Source organism: Streptomyces sp. NPDC037301 (genome assembly GCF_055602785.1).
On the sequence record NZ_JBVJWD010000018.1, the window covers coordinates 7735 to 23981 of the forward strand.

General features: G+C 69.3%; 18 protein-coding genes and 2 pseudogenes. 15 read left to right on the plus strand and 5 right to left on the minus strand.

From position 1 onward, the window contains the following. Nucleotides 1–150 precede the first annotated feature (150 nt). From ACZ7IB_RS26540 to ACZ7IB_RS26605, 14 genes and pseudogenes are all read left to right on the plus strand, one after another. Nucleotides 151–405, plus strand: coding sequence for a DUF6284 family protein (locus ACZ7IB_RS26540; protein ID WP_470916329.1), 255 nt, complete (start codon nucleotides 151–153; stop codon nucleotides 403–405). After that, on the plus strand, nucleotides 402–692 hold the full coding sequence (locus tag ACZ7IB_RS26545) for a DUF6303 family protein (RefSeq protein ID WP_470916331.1): 291 nt from the start codon (nucleotides 402–404) through the stop codon (nucleotides 690–692). Before ACZ7IB_RS26540 ends, ACZ7IB_RS26545 begins: the two co-directional genes overlap by 4 nt. Next, nucleotides 689–1579, plus strand: coding sequence for a DUF2637 domain-containing protein (locus ACZ7IB_RS26550; protein WP_470916333.1), 891 nt, complete (start codon nucleotides 689–691; stop codon nucleotides 1577–1579). The genes ACZ7IB_RS26545 and ACZ7IB_RS26550 overlap by 4 nt, the downstream gene beginning before the upstream one ends. Then, nucleotides 1579–1893 (plus strand): annotated as a pseudogene (locus ACZ7IB_RS26555) (RRQRL motif-containing zinc-binding protein); the annotation flags it as partial. The gene ACZ7IB_RS26550 and the pseudogene ACZ7IB_RS26555, both read left to right, overlap by 1 nt. 365 nt (nucleotides 1894–2258) lie before the next feature. Continuing rightward, nucleotides 2259–2444 carry a hypothetical protein gene (locus ACZ7IB_RS26560; protein ID WP_470916335.1) on the plus strand — a complete coding sequence of 62 codons (186 nt, stop codon included), beginning with the start codon at nucleotides 2259–2261 and terminating at the stop codon, nucleotides 2442–2444. Further along, nucleotides 2441–2821 carry a DUF6251 family protein gene (locus ACZ7IB_RS26565; protein WP_470916337.1) on the plus strand — a complete coding sequence of 127 codons (381 nt, stop codon included), beginning with the start codon at nucleotides 2441–2443 and terminating at the stop codon, nucleotides 2819–2821. Before ACZ7IB_RS26560 ends, ACZ7IB_RS26565 begins: the two co-directional genes overlap by 4 nt. A 17-nt stretch (nucleotides 2822–2838) precedes the next feature. Further along, the gene (locus ACZ7IB_RS26570; RefSeq protein ID WP_470916339.1) at nucleotides 2839–3027 is read left to right on the plus strand and encodes a hypothetical protein; all 189 of its coding nucleotides are present in this window, start codon (nucleotides 2839–2841) and stop codon (nucleotides 3025–3027) included. Between the two features lie 74 nt (nucleotides 3028–3101). Next, nucleotides 3102–3422, plus strand: a complete 321-nt coding sequence (locus tag ACZ7IB_RS26575; protein ID WP_470916341.1) for a hypothetical protein — start codon at nucleotides 3102–3104, stop codon at nucleotides 3420–3422. Nucleotides 3423–3472: 50 nt separating this feature from the next. Further along, nucleotides 3473–5632 carry an FtsK/SpoIIIE domain-containing protein gene (locus ACZ7IB_RS26580; protein WP_470916343.1) on the plus strand — a complete coding sequence of 720 codons (2160 nt, stop codon included), beginning with the start codon at nucleotides 3473–3475 and terminating at the stop codon, nucleotides 5630–5632. A 209-nt stretch (nucleotides 5633–5841) separates the two neighbouring features. After that, on the plus strand, nucleotides 5842–6165 hold the full coding sequence (locus ACZ7IB_RS26585) for a nucleoside triphosphate pyrophosphohydrolase family protein (protein WP_470916345.1): 324 nt from the start codon (nucleotides 5842–5844) through the stop codon (nucleotides 6163–6165). 141 nt (nucleotides 6166–6306) lie between these two features. Next, nucleotides 6307–7146 carry a bifunctional DNA primase/polymerase gene (locus tag ACZ7IB_RS26590; protein WP_470916347.1) on the plus strand — a complete coding sequence of 280 codons (840 nt, stop codon included), beginning with the start codon at nucleotides 6307–6309 and terminating at the stop codon, nucleotides 7144–7146. 2 nt (nucleotides 7147–7148) lie between these two features. Next, a complete protein-coding gene (locus ACZ7IB_RS26595; protein WP_470916349.1) occupies nucleotides 7149–8624 on the plus strand; it encodes an ATP-binding protein in 1476 nt (491 codons plus the stop codon). A gap of 433 nt (nucleotides 8625–9057) precedes the next feature. Next, entirely contained in the window at nucleotides 9058–9285 is a 228-nt protein-coding gene (locus ACZ7IB_RS26600) for a helix-turn-helix transcriptional regulator (RefSeq protein WP_470916351.1), read from the plus strand. A 70-nt stretch (nucleotides 9286–9355) separates the two neighbouring features. After that, nucleotides 9356–10615 (plus strand): tyrosine-type recombinase/integrase, encoded by a 1260-nt coding sequence (locus ACZ7IB_RS26605; protein WP_470916353.1) that lies wholly within the window; start codon nucleotides 9356–9358, stop codon nucleotides 10613–10615. 188 nt (nucleotides 10616–10803) lie between these two features. Here ACZ7IB_RS26605 and ACZ7IB_RS26610 read toward each other — a convergent pair whose 3' ends face one another. From ACZ7IB_RS26610 to rpsB, 5 genes are all read right to left on the minus strand, one after another. Next, on the minus strand, nucleotides 10804–11889 hold the full coding sequence (locus ACZ7IB_RS26610) for a phosphatidate cytidylyltransferase (protein ID WP_470916355.1): 1086 nt from the start codon (nucleotides 11887–11889) through the stop codon (nucleotides 10804–10806). Continuing rightward, entirely contained in the window at nucleotides 11889–12446 is a 558-nt protein-coding gene (gene frr, locus ACZ7IB_RS26615; protein ID WP_093899080.1) for a ribosome recycling factor, read from the minus strand. Before frr ends, ACZ7IB_RS26610 begins: the two co-directional genes overlap by 1 nt. Before the next feature lie 180 nt (nucleotides 12447–12626). Next, complete coding sequence (pyrH, locus tag ACZ7IB_RS26620) at nucleotides 12627–13403, minus strand: UMP kinase (protein ID WP_266357511.1); 777 nt, start codon at nucleotides 13401–13403, stop codon at nucleotides 12627–12629. 159 nt (nucleotides 13404–13562) lie between these two features. Then, nucleotides 13563–14399, minus strand: a complete 837-nt coding sequence (tsf, locus tag ACZ7IB_RS26625) for a translation elongation factor Ts (RefSeq protein ID WP_470916357.1) — start codon at nucleotides 14397–14399, stop codon at nucleotides 13563–13565. Between the two features lie 102 nt (nucleotides 14400–14501). After that, a complete protein-coding gene (gene rpsB / locus ACZ7IB_RS26630) occupies nucleotides 14502–15410 on the minus strand; it encodes a 30S ribosomal protein S2 (RefSeq protein WP_406384300.1) in 909 nt (302 codons plus the stop codon). Between the two features lie 277 nt (nucleotides 15411–15687). Between rpsB and ACZ7IB_RS26635 the strand changes: the two are divergent. Then, nucleotides 15688–16188, plus strand: a pseudogene (locus ACZ7IB_RS26635) (peptidoglycan DD-metalloendopeptidase family protein); the annotation flags it as partial. Nucleotides 16189–16247: the final 59 nt, after the last annotated feature.

Sequence of the window (16247 nt, forward strand, 5' to 3'; positions counted from 1 at the left end):
CCACCCCTCTCGGGAGGGGGCCGGGTGAACTCTTTCAGGGGGCATCCCCCCCCCCCCGGGTTGGCCCCCAACCAGACTGGCGCGTTTCCCCGGGGGAAAACCACCGGCCCCGCTTTCGGGCCGTCCCACCGTCTAAGGAGAAAACGACCCATGAAGCACATCGCTGCACTTCAGAACCTTGTTACGGCGGCCTCGCTCGATGGCGGGCCGTCGGCTGCTGAGCTGGACGCGATAGAGCTGGAGATGCCGCTCATCCGGGCGGAAGTCGAGCTGCTGGACGCGCAGATCATGACGCTGGACCGCCCGGCCTCGGAGCTGGATGAGCGGCGCATCCGTCGGGCCCGCCGGCGCGTTCTGGCCGCCCGCCGCGCCCTGGCGAACACGGCCGCCGGGGAGGCGGCGTGAAGCTGCCCCAGGCACGCATGGCCACAGGGGTGTACGGCACCTGGGAGCTGTACGTCCTCATCGACGCCCCGTCGCTGGAATGGCCCGAGCACGAGTTCGGCCGCGTCGCCCCGATGCCGACCCCGGAAGAGCGCGCGGAAGTGCTCGCCGCTCTGGGGTACGCGGTGGTGGACGGGGCCGAGTGGGAGTGGCGCGAGACGCGTCCCACCCCGGCCGCATCCCACCTCTTCGCCTCCATCCCCGTCCGGCCGAACACCCCGGCCGTTGCGGGAGGTGGCACGGCATGAACCGGTTCGGTAAAGGGCTGCTCGTGTTCGCCCTGGTGGTCGTCGTCGCGATGGCGTTCCGCGTCTCGTGGAACGCGCTGCGGGACGTGGCCCGCGCGATCGGCGCGGACAGCACGGCCGCGCTGCTCTACCCGTTCGTCGTCGACGGCCTCATGGCGCTCGCCCTGGTCGCCACTCTGGTGCTGACCGATCGAGCGGACAAGCGGTTCGCGCTGCGGGTGCTGGCCGCGTACACGATCGCGTCACTGGTCCTGAACTACGTCCACGGACTCGTCCCCGAACTGCACGGCGGATCGATCGACTGGGGCCGACTGGCCGACTGGAACCCCGCGAACTGGGCCCTGGTCCTGCTCGCCACATCGCTGCCGGTCGGGGCGATCTACTTCGGCTCCGATCTGGTCGCCAAGGTCCTGCACCACCGACCGACCGATCCCGCCCCCACCGTGGAATCGGTCGATACATCAACAAATCGGTCTACTGCTGACCTGGAAGAGTCGACCCCGGCACCACTCCCGGCGGCCGAGACCCCGGCGACGCTGCCCGCTGCGGTCGTGGTCGATCTGGAGAAGGAGATCGAGCCCGCGTCGGTTGGGGCGGTGGCCGCTGAGTCGGTGAGGCCGCGTCGGGCGACGGGTCGCGTGCCGGACGTTGCCCGATCGAGTCGACCGGTCCGGACCGCTGACGAACTCCTTGCTGAGGCCCGATCGGCTACCGCCGACTGGTCGATGGAGGAGCTGACGGCCGAGGGCATCCGCAAGGCGGTCCGCACGTCTCCCGCCAAGGCCCGTGTCCTGCGCGAGACCCTGCGGGCGGAACGCGCGGCAGACAACGCCGTTACCGGTTCTCACCAGAAGGAGGAGAACGTCTTGGCTGAGGCGGCGGCCTGATGGCCGCGCTCCCCGTCTACCGATGGCGCCTCGCACCGGACGGCTACGCCACCCGCCGCCAACTCCGCGCCCTCGGGCTCCGCCCCGGCGGCCAGGACGTCGCCGCCCAACTCGAACGGCCACGCCGCCGCCGGGGCCCGCTGGTCGCCTACCTGTACCGGATCGACCGGGCCAAGCCGGTACGCCCCATGACCCCCGCACGCGCGGCGGCACTGGCCAAGGCCATGGCCGCCCGCCGCACCTGCCCCAACTGCCGCCGCGACGCCGGGTACTGCATCCCGCGCTCGCTCGGCATGTGCGTGACCTGCACCGACACCACCTTGACCACAACGCCCAGGAGGGACGCTGTGCCTACCACCAGCTACGGATACGAACTGTCCATCGGGGACGACGCCGGCCTCGACCTCCCCGTCTGCTGCGACGACGACATGACCGGCACACCCACCAGCCACGAAGGCCGCGCCTACAGGTGCGACGACTGCGGCACCGTCCTCACGATCTCGTCCAACGACCTCGTCTTCGACATCACCGGCCCCGACTACTGACCCACACAGCCCCGGCAGTCACGCCGTGAGGGCGCCGGATCGAATCCGGCCCGGGGCACTTCACCACACCACCCACAAGCCGACGCCCCTTCTGGCCGTCGGCAGTCCGCCCCTGCCCCGATCCGAGGAGATCCGTGTCCCGCGACGAACTGTTCATCGCCTACATGCAGGCGTTCGAGGCGTCCACGACGCACCTCGGAGCCTGCACCGTCTGCCAGAACGACCAGCCGTGCACCGAAGGCTCCCCGATCCACTCCGAGTTCATCGCCCGTCAGGACGCCTGGAACAAGCGCATCCGGGCCGAAAGGAAGCAGCCGTGAACAACCTCCCCGAGCCCGTCCGGGCGGTCACTGTCGTCCAGCTCCCGGACGGCACCTACACCTACGCAGATGCGGCCCATTTGCCCGCCCCGCAGACGCCGCCGCAGCAGATCGTTCAGCACATCCACCAGGCGCCGCCCGACCGGACCGTTCAGCGGGTCGCGCTCGGCTCCGGTGTCGGTGCCGGGGCTGTCGCGGCCGGTGTCTACTTCGGCCCTCTCCTCGTCGGCGTCCTCACCGCGATCGCCGCCAACCTCGCGATGCTCGCGTTCCTCGCGGCCGTCATGGCCTGGGGCGTCGTGACCGTCGTGAAGTCGGTCGGCGGCAACGACGGCAAGGCCGCCGCCAAGTCCCTGTCCAAGTCCCGTCGTCGCTGACCCGAAAGGAGCCCGTCATGTTCAAGGCAGGCGACAAGGTGCGGATCGTCTCGTGTCAGGACGACCCGCGCGCGGCCGGCAGGACCGGCCGCATCGTCGACGCAGTACCGCCCGGCCCGCTGACCGAGGGCCGGTGGACGGTGAACCGGATCAGTCCGCTGATCGGCCCCGTCCTGTGCCACGCCTCGGAGCTGCGGCCCGCCTGACGGACCTCTGCCCGCCCGGTCTCGCACCGGACGGGCTGAGGACCGGACAGTCCGGCCCGCCCGAGGAGGACATCGTGGAGAGCTACACCCCCGCCGAGAAGCGCGAGCGTGCCCGCCTGTTCCGCAAGGGCTTCCGCCAGGCCCTCGCGGACTGCGTCGACCCGAAGGTCGAGAAGGCGATCGAGCGGATCGACCAGCGCGCCGCCGAGCGCGGCGCGCAGGAGCTGCGGGCCCTGCACCAGGTGCAGGCCGACGCCCGCCAGACCCTCGCCAACGCCAAGGCCGCCGAGCGGACCGCCGCCCGCACCGACCGGACCGCCGCCCGCCAGGCCCGCAAGCAGGCCGAGGACGCCGTGCGTAGGGCCGAGCGCGCCGTACTGCGCGCCGAACGCTGAACCACCCCGACCAGCCGTTTCACCGGATTGAGACAGGAGCACACCGCGTCATGACCGAACTCGCCACCGAGGGCGCCAACATGGGCACCCTGCACCATCTCGACAACCACCGCCCCACCCCCGTGTCCCTGGTCAAGCCCGCCCCCGCCGACGACACCGCCACGGCCGTGCCGCACATTGAGGCCGTCGACCGGGCGGACAACCCGCTGTCCGACTGGCTGACCGTGCCCGACGCCCCGGTCCTGCCCGCGTGGGCCCGGTCGGCCGCGTCCATCAAGGCCAACGCCACCGCCCTGGCCCGGCTGACCTGGTGGCACTCCCGCTATCACGGCATCCGGACCCCCAAGTACCTGGTCAAGACGGTGCTGCTGGCGGCCCGTGGTTTCTTCCGGGCCACGGTCGGGCTGTGGCCGACGCTGTCCGCGCAGGACCACAGCGCCGCCGTCAAAGCCCTGCGCGCGCAGAGCAAGGCCAAGCCCGAAGATGTCGAGCTGGCGACCCGGTTGCAGATGGCCCATGCGGAGCGGACCCGCACCCGCCGTTGGCGGTTCGGTGCCGCCGCCGTCGGTGTGGCCGCCGCCACGATCGGCATCGCCCTGGCCGACCCGATGCTTCAGACCGGCATCGCCGGGGCCGTCGTGACCCCGCTCGCCTACCTCGGCAGGGGCAAGGAAACCCAGTTCCTCGACCAGGGTGTTCCGCCGCTGCGGGTGGACATGTCCGCGCAGCAGCTCAACGACGCTCTTCGTGCCGCCGGCCTCCTGAAAAGCGGCCGTGCCGGTGACGACGAGAAGAACGCCCCTCGGGTGTCTTGCTCGATGGGCCCGGTCCGTGACGGCCGTGGCTGGGCCGTGATCTTCGACCTTCCCCGTGGTGGCGGCAAGACCGCCTCCGATGTCCTGGCCAAGCGTGAAGTCATCGCGCAGGAACTCGGGGTGGATGAGATCCAGGTCATCATGTCCCGCGTCCGTGCGGCCAAGGGCGGCAACGCGGGCCGCGTGTCGATGTGGGTTGCGGACGATGACCCCTACTTGGGCACCCCGAACCCGTCGCCGCTCGCCTCGCTGGAGACGTTCAGTGTGTGGGAGCCGATCCCGTTCGGGCAGGACGCCCGCGGCAACCACATCGAGGTGCCCGTCATGTGGCAGTCGATGTTCTTCGGCGGCCTGCCCCGCCGGGGAAAGACGTTCACGCAGCGCCTGATGACCGCCGCCGGGCTGCTGGACGCGTTCGTGCGGCACTACGTCGCGGACGGCAAGGGCGGCGCGGACTGGATGCCGATGCGGGCCGTCGCCCACCGTCTCGTCATGGGCGCCGAGGACGACGCCGTGGAAGCCCTCAAGGCCATGCTTCAGGAACTGCTGGTGGAGATGGAGCGCCGGTTCGCGCTGCTGCGTGAACTGCCCACCAGCATCTGCCCCGAGGGCAAGCTCACGCCGGAGATCGTGAAGCGGTACAACCTGCCGGTCATCTTCGTGACCATCGACGAACTACAGGAGTACTTCACCGCGATGGAACGCGAGGACCGCGAGCAGGTCATCAACGACCTGTGCCGCATCGCCCGGCGCGGCCCCGCGGCAGGGTTCGTGTCCAACTTCGCTTCCCAGCGCCCGGATGCCGAGTCCGTCCCCACCAAGCTCCGCGAGATCATCACCCTGCGGTACTCCACGCAGGTCGTCGACCGCCCCTCCTCAGACATGGTGCTGGGCAAGGGCAAGGCCGCCCAGGGCGCCGACGCGTCGGTGCTGTCCGAGGAGCACAAGGGCGTCGGTGTCCTCGTGACCGGCCCCGCCTCCTACGTCACCGTGCGGGCCGACTACCTGGACGGTCCCGGCTTCGCCATCCTGTGCCAGAAGGGCCGCGCCCTGCGCGAGGCCGCCGGGCAGCTCACCGGGAACGCGGCCGGTGACGTCACCGCCGCCGCCGACGCGTCCGGCGTCAAGCTCGCACCGGTCCTGTCCGACGTCCTGGAAGTCATGCGCCACAGCCCGCGCATGTTCACCACCGACCTGCTCGCCGGTCTCGTGAACATCGACGAGGACACCTACGGCGACTTCAACGCCGAACGCCTCGCCTCCGAACTCGAAGCGGCCGGCGTCAAGCGCACCAGCAAGCAAGTCAAGATCAACGGCACCAACGGCGCCGGATACCAGCGCCGCGACATCGAGGGCGCCGTGCCCGCCGAAATCCTCCTCAGCGCCCAGGGGTAGAGGGGTCCCCCTCTACCACCCCCCTACCGCCCACCCCTCCGGAGCCCCGTCCGGCATGGTCCGGCAAGCGCTCCGGGTAGCGGGGGCCCTTTACCCCGGTAGCGGGGCAGGTAAGGGCCCCTGACCTGCAAGGTAAGGCCGGTAAAGGGGGGGCACCCACCACCCGCCCACACCCCTCCACAGCCCCGATTCGCACCCGAGAGGAACCCATGAGCGCCGCCCTGTGGCCCATCACCCGCCGCATCGCCCAGACCCTCGACACCACCAACGGCACAGACCCGCACGAGATCGCCATGCGCCTGCTCAAGGTCACCGAAGAGGCCGGAGAAGCCGCCGCCGCGTACATCGGCATGACCGGCCAGAACCCCCGCAAGGGCACCACCCACACCCGCCGCGACGTGGCCGATGAACTCTGCGACGTCATCATCGCCGCCGCCGTCGCCCTCCATGCCATGACGCCCGCACCGCCCGCAGTCCTGGAAGCCAAGCTGCACGCCGCAGCCCGCCGCCTCCACCCCCGCCCCCTGCCCTAGCTACACCGAGGGCGGCCCCCGTCTCGCCAAAGCCTGGGGCCGCCCTCGTCTGCCAGCACTCAACACAGAACTGGAGACACCCAGCATGACCCACACCATCCCCATCCGGCGAGCAGCCGACCACCGGCCGAGCGCTGCTGTATGACCACGCACCTGGAAACCGCTTTGGGGCTCGCGGCGGCAGCCGTGCCCGTCCTGCCCCTGCGGGCGGGCAAGCTCCCGTTCGGGAACTGCCCTGCCTGCACCGGGAACGCGTGCGGCGACCGCCCGAACATGAAGGCCGCGGGCCCCTGCCAGTGCGCACGGCCGTGCCATGGCTGGGCTGCCGCCACCACCGACCCCGCCATACTCCAGTCCCCCTCATGGGCCGAGGCGTGGCAGCGGGCACAGGCTGTCGCCTACCACCCCGGCGGAGCCGGTCTGACGGTCGTCGACCTCGACAACACCGATGCGGTCGCCTGGGCCCGCGAGTCGCTGCCCGCCACCCGGACCGTGCCCACCACCCGTGGGGAGCACTGGATCTACCGGGGCGCCATGCGCTCGGTGAACGGTGTCCGTGAGGGTGTCGACCTCAAGTCCACGATGGCCTACGCCCGGTGGCTCGGCCCCGGAACCGGCACCATGACCCACCTGCCCGAAGCCGTGCGCGCGCTGACCGTGAAGGAGCCCTCCACGGCCTGGCCCGCACGGCTCGCCTTCACGGCGCCCGCACCGGTCGGGGAAGGGGAGTGCCGCCATCGCACGCCCTCCTATCTGGACCGTGGCATCGCCATGGCCGAGCAGCGCATCACCGAGGCGAGCAGCGCAGTGCACGCGACCGTCTACCGCACCTTCCTCGCTGTGCTGTCCGCGCACGGTCGGTGCGGCTGCTTGACCGACGCCCACATGGCGCGGCTGTTCACCGCCGCTCAGGCCAAGGGCGAATCGCCCCGGCACTGCACCGACGCGTGGACCAACGCCCTCACCCGGTTGGGACTGTGACCATGGCTGACGACGAGAAAAACCCCGCCCGTGAGGTCATTACCGACTACGCGCAGTCCCACTTCCGGTACTTCCGTACCGCCGACGGAACCGTGTACGCGCAGAAGAACGGGCACCCCGTGGCCCGTCCGATCCGCTCGCAGGGCACGACGGGCAGCCATCGCCAGGAACTGATGGTCGGCATGTTCAAGGACGGGATCGGCGTGTTCAACGGGACCGCGCTGAAAGAGGCGCTGGACCTGATCGAAGCCCTCGCGCTGACCGAGGACACCCAGGCCGTGAACATCCGCGTCGCCCCCGGGTTCGACGGAGCGACGTGGCTGGACCTGGGCCGCGATGACGGACAGTCGGTTCGTATCCACCCCACCGGGTGGGAGATCGCTGTTCCGGACCCGCGGGAGGTGTGCTGGCGGCGCACCCAGCTCACCGGGGAACTCCCCCTGCCGGCCAAGGACACCGACGGCAAGGGCATCGACCTGTTGATGCGGCTGTGCAACTTCGCGAACGCCGAGACTGAGTGCCTGGCCATCGCCTGGCTCATCGGATGCCTCGGACCGTCCGTCCCCGTCCCCGCGCCCTTCCTCACCGGCCCGCAGGGCGCGGGGAAGTCGACCGGGGGGCGGATGCTGGTGCGGATCATCGAGGGCATGAGCGGCGACCTGCGCCGGGCGCCGAAGGATGAGGAGAACCTGATCGCGGCCGTGGCCGCCGGGTGGGTCACCGCCCTGGACAACCTCTCCCACATGACGCCGGAGCTGTCCGACGCCATGTGCTGCATCGTCACCGGAGCCGAGAGCGTAAAGCGCGCCCTGTTCACCGACGGAGACGTCTTCCGCGTCGGCTACCGCCGCCCCCTCCTCCTGACCGGCATCGACGTGGGAATCATCCGGCCCGACTTCGCGGAACGGCTCCTGCCCCTACGGCTGGAGCGGCCGACCGTCCGGCGCACCGAAGCGGAACTGTGGGCGGAATACGCGGACGTTCTGCCCGTCATCCTCGGCTCCCTCCTCGACCTCACCGTCAAGGTCCGTGCTGCCGAGGCGGAGACCCCCACCGATCTGCGGATGGCCGACTTCGCCCACCTGTGCGCGCAACTCGACACCGCCACCGGCCTCGGGGCGCTCACCGCGTACCGGGCGAGCCTGGACGACCTGAACGACGACGTGATCGAGGGTGACCTCCTCGCGCAGACCGTCCTTCAGCACGCCGACACCATGGCCCCCGGCGGCGAGCAGCGGATGACGTCCACCGAGTGGCTGCACTGCCTCAGCCGCCTCTACAACGGCGACGAACTGCGCCCCCTGCCCAAGGGCTGGCCGACCACGGGCAAGGTCCTCTCCGACCGGCTCAAGCGCCTCCAGCCCACCCTGGCAGCCCGCGGCGTCCTCATCGACAGCGGCCGGACCCGCGAAGGCCGCTACCTCGAAATGACCCGCCGGACCTACCCGACGCCGCACGAGCAGAAGGCGGCGTTCTGACCCGCACCGCCCGGTCGCCCGGACAAGCAAGAAGAGCACGCCGCGCCGGGTGCTCTTCTTGCTGTTCGGCGGAACGCCGCCTGAAGGTCGCGCCGCGCAGCGGCCCCTTCTTCACGCTGTAAGGCGCACCGCACTACAACAGACACCCCCCTTCTTTTTCCTAAGTAGGGAAGCTCTGCGTCACCTGCGTCACGCAGGCCGGAAAACGGCCCCTGAGCTGCGGCTACGGGCGTGACGCAGACCGCGGGCTCTGCGTCATCCTGCGTCACCTGCGTCACGCCGTGACGCAGACCATGACGCAGCGATGACGCACCCCCACACCCCTGCGTCACACAAAACGCCAGGTCACAGCCCCGCATGACGCTGGTGACGCTGTGACGCAGAAATCCACACCTCGGACAGACACGCTCCCCAACGAGGAGAAGCAGTGGCCATGACGACTGCCCCAAACCCCCGCGCCACCCTCCGCAGAGGGCTCCCCGACCGGTACCTCACCCCGGAGGACATCGCCGCCCTCCTCTCCGTCCCGCTCGAAACCGTCTACGCCTGGCGCAAGAAGCGCACCGGACCGCCCGGCTTCCGCATCGGCAAACACCTCCGATACGACCCCACCGCCGTACACGCCTGGATTACCACCCTCACCGAACACGAAGCAGCCTGACCCCCACCACCAGCAGGGGCGCGACCACCACCGGTCGCGCCCCTGCTGCATCCCCGACAGGAGCACCACCTTGGCCGGCCACATCCAAGACCGCTGGTACAAAACCGAACCCGGGCCCGACGGGAAGCCCTGCCGCGTCAAGAGCGACCGATACGGCATCGGACTCCGCTACCGCGCCCGTTACATCGGCCCCGACGGCACCGAGAAGTCCAAGTCCTTCCCGGACCGGCAGAAGCGGCTCGCTGAGAACTGGCTGACCAACGTCGCTTCCGACATGTCGCGGGGCCAGTACATCGATCCGCGCGCAGCACGGGTCACATTCAAGGGCTACGCCGAGAAGTGGCTCAAGGCGCACAGCGCGGACCTGTCGAGCCAGATCGTGACCGAGCAGCGTCTACGCTTGCACGCCTTCCCCATCCTCGGGTCGCGCCCGCTCGACTCCTTCCGGCCGGAACACATCCGCGACCTGGTGAGCGCCCTTGAGGCCAACCCGGGCGTGAGCGGCGCGTACGCGCGCAACATCTACGGCGACGTTCGAGCTGTACTGAGTGCGGCCGTGGACGACGGCCTCCTCCCCCGCAACCCGTGCTCCGCGAAGTCCGTGCGCCCGCCATCAGTCGAACGGCGACGGGTCACCCCGTGGCTGCCCTCGCAAGTTCAGGCCGTCCGCCGAGCTCTTCCTGAGCGCTACCGGACCATGGTGGACACCGGTGCTGGCTGCGGGCTCCGACAGGGGGAAATCGTGGGACTCGCTGAGGACGCGGTCGATTTCGAGGCTGGCATCCTGCGGGTCGTTCGGCAGGTGAAGCTCATCCAAGGCAAGGCGGTATTCGCCCCGCCGAAGTGCAACAAGGCGCGAGACGTCCCGCTCCCGTCCTCAGTGGCCGAAGCCTTGCGAGCGCACATGGACACCTGCAAGCCGGTTCAGGTCACCCTTCCGTGGCGGAAGCCTGACGGCCCGAAGGTGACGGCTCGTCTCCTGTTCACGAACACCGCATCTGGAGTCGTCTGGCGGAGCAACTTCAACATCCAGGAGTGGAAGCCCGCCTTGGCGCTAGCTGGCCTCATCCCGAGCGCCCGAGACGGGAAGTACGAGTCCGCCCGCGAACACGGCATGCACGCGCTTCGACACTTCTACGCCTCGGTGCTGCTGGACGCTGGCGAGAGCATCAAGGCAGTCAGCCAATACCTTGGGCACACCGACCCCGCACTCACGCTGCGGGTGTACGCGCACCTCATGCCGTCGAGTCAGGAGCGCACCCGGAACGCCATTGACGGGCTGTTCCTGCCCGCCCCCGACGGGGCTGACGGCCCAGAGACGGCCCAGTAGCACGCGAACGGCCCCTGTCAAGCACTAAACGTGCTGGTCAGGGGCCGTTCGATGCCGGATCGCCGCCAGTTCTCCGGGCTTAGGCATGGTTCATCCAGTGTCGCAGACAGAACAGTGAGGGCCCGCCGCCCTGTGGACAACGGACCCTCACTCACAAAAGCCCAGGTCAGGACGGTAAAGCTCGGGGATCAGCCGGAACCCACGAACAGCACCAGCAGCAACCAGACCACCGGGGCGGTCGGCAGCAGCGAGTCCAGCCGGTCCATGATGCCGCCGTGGCCCGGCAGCAGCGTGCCCATGTCCTTGATCCCGAGGTCCCGCTTGATCATCGACTCGCCCAGGTCACCGAGCGTGGCACTGGCCGCGACCGCGAGCCCCAGCAGCAGCCCCTGCCACCAGGAACCGCCGTCGATCAGGAACTGCATGCACAGCGCACCGGCGACCATCGCGAAGGCAACGGCCCCGAACAGGCCCTCGCGGGTCTTTCCGGGGCTGATGCGCGGCGCGAGCTTGTGCTTGCCGAAGCGCCAGCCGACGGCGTACGCACCCGTGTCGCTGACCACGGTCAGCAGCAGGAAGGTGAGCACCCGCTGAGGGCCGTCGTCCGCGGTCAGCAGCATGGCGACGAAGGTGGCCAGGAACGGTACGTAGAACGCGGCGAACACGCCGGCCGTGACGTCCTTGAGGTAGCCCTCGGGTGGCTCGGTCATCCGCCAGACGAGCACCGCGAGCGCGGTCAGCGCCATCGCCACCCAGGCGCCCTCGGCCCCCCGTGCGTATCCGGCCACCACCATCGCCGCGCCACCGACCGCCAGCGGGATGAGCGGCGCCTTGATGCCCTTGCGCTCCGCCAGCCGGGAGGTGAGCTCCCACAGGCCCACGACGACGGCGACGGCGATCACACCGACGAAGACGGCCTTCACGATGAACAGCGAGGCGACGATGACGGCGCCGAGCCCCACACCGACCCCTATTGCGGATCGCAGATCACGGCCCGCACGTTTCTTCTGCGGGGGCGGTGGCGCGGTGGACATGGGCTCCTGCGGCTTCTCGTCACGGAACAGGGGGCCGCCGCTCAGGCGTGCGGCCCCCTGGTCCCGGTCATCACGATCGTCAGCGTCTCTACCTGCGTCGGGAACGTCCGGCACTATGGGCATGGGCCGAGTCTGCTGGGCGCCATGCACATCGTATGCAGGACCCGCCGGGGCGGCCTGCATCTCGGGCGCACCCCAGCGGCCGGCTCCCTGCGGGGCGCCCCAGGAAGAGTCGTTCATCAGACTTCGAGCAGCTCGGCTTCCTTGTGCTTGAGCAGCTCGTCAACCTGTGCGACGTACTTCGCGGTGGTGTCGTCAAGCTCCTTCTCGGCGCGACGCACCTCGTCCTCGCCGGACTCCTTGTCCTTGACCAGCTTGTCGAGCGTCTCCTTGGCCTTGCGGCGCACGGCCCGGATGGAGATCTTGGAGTCCTCGGCCTTCGTCTTCGCGACCTTGATGTAGTCGCGGCGACGCTCCTCGGTGAGGTCCGGGAAGGTCACCCGGATGATATTGCCGTCGTTGCTCGGGTTGACGCCGAGGTCCGAGTCGCGGATGGCCTGCTCGATGTTGCGCAGCGCGCTCTTGTCGAACGGCGTCACGACGGCCATGCGCGGCTCGGGCACCGAGAACGAGGCGAGCTGGTTGATCGGGGTCAGCGCGCCGTAGTAGTCGGCGACGATCTTGTTGAACATCGCCGGGTGCGCACGGCCGGTACGGATCGCGGCGAAGTCCTCTTTCGCGACGACGACGGCCTTCTCCATCTTCTCCTCGGCCTCAAGGAGGGTTTCTTCGATCACCACGTGCTCCTGCGTGTCTTGAGTGGGCCCGGCGTGCTCGGGCCCGGCGGGTCCTGCGTCGCGTCCTCACCTGCACGGTGTCCGACCGGCAGGCCGTTGTCCATCCTTCGGGACCTGTCCCGGGGTGTTCCCCGCAGGCCCCGGACCTTCCCTCGCCTTCCCGGGAAGGTCCCCCGGTTCTCAGGCCCGGGTGCCCTGGTCACTCACGAGCGTGCCGATCTTCTCACCCTTGACCGCGCGGGCGATATTGCCCGTGGCGGTCAGCTCGAAGACGAGGATCGGCAGCTGGTTGTCGCGGCAGAGCGTGATGGCGGTGGCGTCGGCGATCTTGAGATCGCGGGCGAGCACCTCGCTGTACTCAAGGGCGTCGAACTTCACCGCGTCGGGGTTGGTCTTCGGGTCGGAGTCGTAGACCCCGTCCACCCCGTTCTTGCCCATCAGCAGACCCTGGGCATCGATCTCCAGGGCGCGCTGGGCGGCAGTGGTGTCGGTGGAGAAGTACGGCATCCCCATGCCGGCGCCGAAGATGACGACACGGCCCTTCTCCAGGTGGCGCACGGCGCGCAGCGGGATGTACGGCTCCGCGACCTGCCCCATGGTGATGGCGGTCTGGACGCGGGAGTCGATGCCCTCCTTCTCCAGGAAGTCCTGGAGCGCCAGGCAGTTCATGACCGTGCCGAGCATGCCCATGTAGTCGGAGCGGGCCCGGTCCATGCCGCGCTGCTGGAGCTCGGCACCACGGAAGAAGTTGCCGCCGCCGATGACGACCGCGATTTGCGCGCCGTCGCGGACGACTGCCGCGATTTCCCGGGCGATGGCGTGTACGACGTCGGGGTCGACACCGAGACCCCCGCCGCCGGCGAACGCCTCTCCGGACAGCTTCAGCATGAAGCGTCCGGGTACCTTGCCGTCGTCGCGCTTGTGGTCACCTGTTGCGGCGTCCGCGCCCTTGTTCATGGAGATTCTCCTCGTGCACATACGAAGAAGGCCATTGCCGGTGGGTCTGGTGTCCCTCGCGGCAATGGCCTCCTCGTCAAGATCTGCGGTCGTACGGCATGTGTGCGGCCGACGACTGCACCAGACCCTATCGGGGTCCACCGTTGTTCGCGGACGGACTCAGATGCCGACCTTGATGCGCGAGAAGCGCTTCAGGGTGACCCCGGCCTCGTCCAGAACCTTCTGGACGGACTTCTTGTTGTCCTTGGCGAACGCCTGCTCCAGGACGACGACGTCCTTGAAGAAGCCGTTGACGCGACCCTCGACGATCTTCGGAAGGGCGGCCTCGGGCTTGCCCTCCTCGCGAGAGGTGGCCTCGGCGACACGACGCTCGTTCTCGACCGTCTCGGCCGGGACCTCGTCGCGGTTGAGGTACTTCGGGGCGAAGGCGGCGATGTGCTGCGCGACGTCCTTGGCGACCTCTGCGTTCTCCTTGTCGAGCTCGACCAGGACGCCGACCTGCGGCGGGAGGTCGGGCATCGTGCGGTGCATGTACGCAGCCACGTAACCGCCGGTGAACTGCGCGAAGCGGTCCAGGACGATCTTCTCGCCGAGGTTGGCGTTGGCCTCGTCGACGTATGCCTGAACGCTCTTGCCGGCCTCGATCTCGGAGGCGAGCAACGCGGCCAGGTCGGCCGGGGAGGTCGCGGCGACGTGGGCGGCGAGCGTGTTGGCCACGGTCTGGAACTTCTCGCCCTTGGCGACGAAGTCCGTCTCGCACTTCAGCTCGAGCAGAACGCCGGAGGTCTTGTCCTCGGAGATGAGGGAGACGACGGCGCCGTTCTCGGCAGAACGGCCCTCGCGCTTGGCGACGCCCTTCTGACCCTTGATACGGAGCGCCTCGACGGCCTTGTCGACGTTGCCCTCGGCCTCGTCGAGCGCCTTCTTGCAGTCCATCATGCCGGCGCCGGTCAGCTCGCGGAGCTTCTTGACGTCAGCGGCGGTGTAGTTCGCCATGAGTCTGTGTTTCTCTCTCGAAGTCTGAAAGATCTACGGGTGGACGGCGGGGGCAGTGCTCGTGGCACCGGCCCCCGCCGTCATTCAGCCGTGACGGAGGTGTCAGGCCTGCTCGGCGTCCGCGGCCGGAGCCTCGGCAGCGGGGGCCTCGGCAGCGGCCTCGGCCGGCGTCTCGGCGGCGTCCGCGACCTTCTCGGTCTCGGCGGAGGTCTGCACCTCGGCGTCGGCCTTCTTGTCGCCCTCGAGCAGGTCGCGCTCCCACTCGGCGAGCGGCTCGCCGGCTGCCTTCTCGCCCGGCTTCGAGTCACCGGTGGCGGCACCGGAACGGGCGATGAGGCCCTCGGCGACGGCGTCGGCGATCACGCGGGTGAGCAGGGTGACGGAGCGGATCGCGTCGTCGTTGCCCGGGATCTTGTAGTCGACCTCGTCGGGGTCGCAGTTGGTGTCGAGGATCGCGACGACCGGGATGTGGAGCTTGCGCGCCTCACCGACGGCGATGTGCTCCTTCTTGGTGTCGACGATCCAGACGGCGCTCGGCACCTTCTGCATCTCGCGGATACCACCGAGGGTCTTCTCCAGCTTGGCCTTCTCGCGGGAGAGAACCAGGAGCTCCTTCTTGGTGAGGCCGGAGGCGGCCACGTCCTCGAAGTCGATGAGCTCGAGCTCCTTCAGACGCTGAAGGCGCTTGTAGACGGTGGAGAAGTTGGTGAGCATGCCACCGAGCCAACGCTGGTTGACGTACGGCATGCCGACGCGCGTCGCCTGCTCGGCGATGGCCTCCTGGGCCTGCTTCTTGGTACCGACGAACATGATGGAGCCGCCGTGGGCGACGGTCTCCTTGACGAACTCGTAGGCGCGGTCGATGTACGACAGCGACTGGAGCAGGTCGATGATGTAGATGCCGTTGCGCTCGGTGAAGATGAAGCGCTTCATCTTCGGGTTCCAGCGACGGGTCTGGTGACCGAAGTGGACGCCGCTTTCCAGCAGCTCCCGCATCGTGACGACGGCCATGGCCGTACTCCTTGAGGTGCTCGGTTGTCGCGACCGCAGGATTGCTGTCGCGCCTGACGCCCCGACGCGCCGTGCCACAAGGGACCGAGGAGCGCGGCCACCGTCCGCAAAGAGGGAGGTGGCGGGGCGTGCGAAGTCGACCCGGTGACCCGGATCGCCATAGGAAGTGTACGGGACAGGTCGGGTGCCGGGTGACGGCGCTGTCCACAACCGGTCGGTAGTCCACAGATCCGGTTCATGATCCCCGCGATTCCGAACGGTGCGGGACGGTTCTGCCATGCGATGCACACCGGATCCGACCGTTTCCCTTTTCAGGCACAGATTCCGCTTCTGCGACGCCGCGCTCGTGGCGGTGTTGGTCCTTCTCTCAGCGCTGCACGGCGCGCCGGTCACGGCAGCCGAAGAGCCGACGCCCGCGTCTGTTCCCGCACCCGCGCCCGCTCCCTCACCGGCGCCCCGGCCGGACGGTGCCCGGTTGTGGCCGCTTGCCGGGCGGCCTGCGGTCGTACGGGGATGGGAGCCGCCGCCGAGTGCCTACGGACGAGGCCACCGCGGGGTGGATCTCGCCGCAGAGCCGGGCACGGCGGTGCTCGCCGCGGCCTCGGGCCGGGTCTCGTTCGCAGGGCGTGTGGCGGGGCGTGGGGTGATGGCGATCGAGGTGGCCGGGACCGGCGCTCCGCCGCTGCGGACCACATACGAGCCGGTGCGCGCGCTGGTCGCGAAGGACGAGAAGGTGACGGCAGGACAAGTAGTGGCGGTCGTGGAGGCCGGGCCCTTCCACTGCTCATCGGGCTGTCTGCACTGGGGACTGCGGCGCGCTGACGCATATCTGGATCC

Bases quoted from the DNA above. Each gene is read 5' to 3' on its own strand.
- ACZ7IB_RS26610 (WP_470916355.1), bottom strand. From the start codon at position 11,889: ATGAACGACTCTTCCTGGGGCGCCCCGCAGGGAGCCGGCCGCTGGGGT.
- ACZ7IB_RS26595 (WP_470916349.1), top strand. From the start codon at position 7,149: ATGGCTGACGACGAGAAAAACCCCGCCCGTGAGGTCATTACCGACTAC.
- pyrH (WP_266357511.1), bottom strand. From the start codon at position 13,403: ATGAACAAGGGCGCGGACGCCGCAACAGGTGACCACAAGCGCGACGAC.
- tsf (WP_470916357.1), bottom strand. From the start codon at position 14,399: ATGGCGAACTACACCGCCGCTGACGTCAAGAAGCTCCGCGAGCTGACC.
- ACZ7IB_RS26550 (WP_470916333.1), top strand. From the start codon at position 689: ATGAACCGGTTCGGTAAAGGGCTGCTCGTGTTCGCCCTGGTGGTCGTC.
- ACZ7IB_RS26600 (WP_470916351.1), top strand. From the start codon at position 9,058: ATGACGACTGCCCCAAACCCCCGCGCCACCCTCCGCAGAGGGCTCCCC.
- ACZ7IB_RS26540 (WP_470916329.1), top strand. From the start codon at position 151: ATGAAGCACATCGCTGCACTTCAGAACCTTGTTACGGCGGCCTCGCTC.
- rpsB (WP_406384300.1), bottom strand. From the start codon at position 15,410: ATGGCCGTCGTCACGATGCGGGAGCTGCTGGAAAGCGGCGTCCACTTC.
- ACZ7IB_RS26590 (WP_470916347.1), top strand. From the start codon at position 6,307: ATGACCACGCACCTGGAAACCGCTTTGGGGCTCGCGGCGGCAGCCGTG.
- ACZ7IB_RS26585 (WP_470916345.1), top strand. From the start codon at position 5,842: ATGAGCGCCGCCCTGTGGCCCATCACCCGCCGCATCGCCCAGACCCTC.
- ACZ7IB_RS26570 (WP_470916339.1), top strand. From the start codon at position 2,839: ATGTTCAAGGCAGGCGACAAGGTGCGGATCGTCTCGTGTCAGGACGAC.
- ACZ7IB_RS26580 (WP_470916343.1), top strand. From the start codon at position 3,473: ATGACCGAACTCGCCACCGAGGGCGCCAACATGGGCACCCTGCACCAT.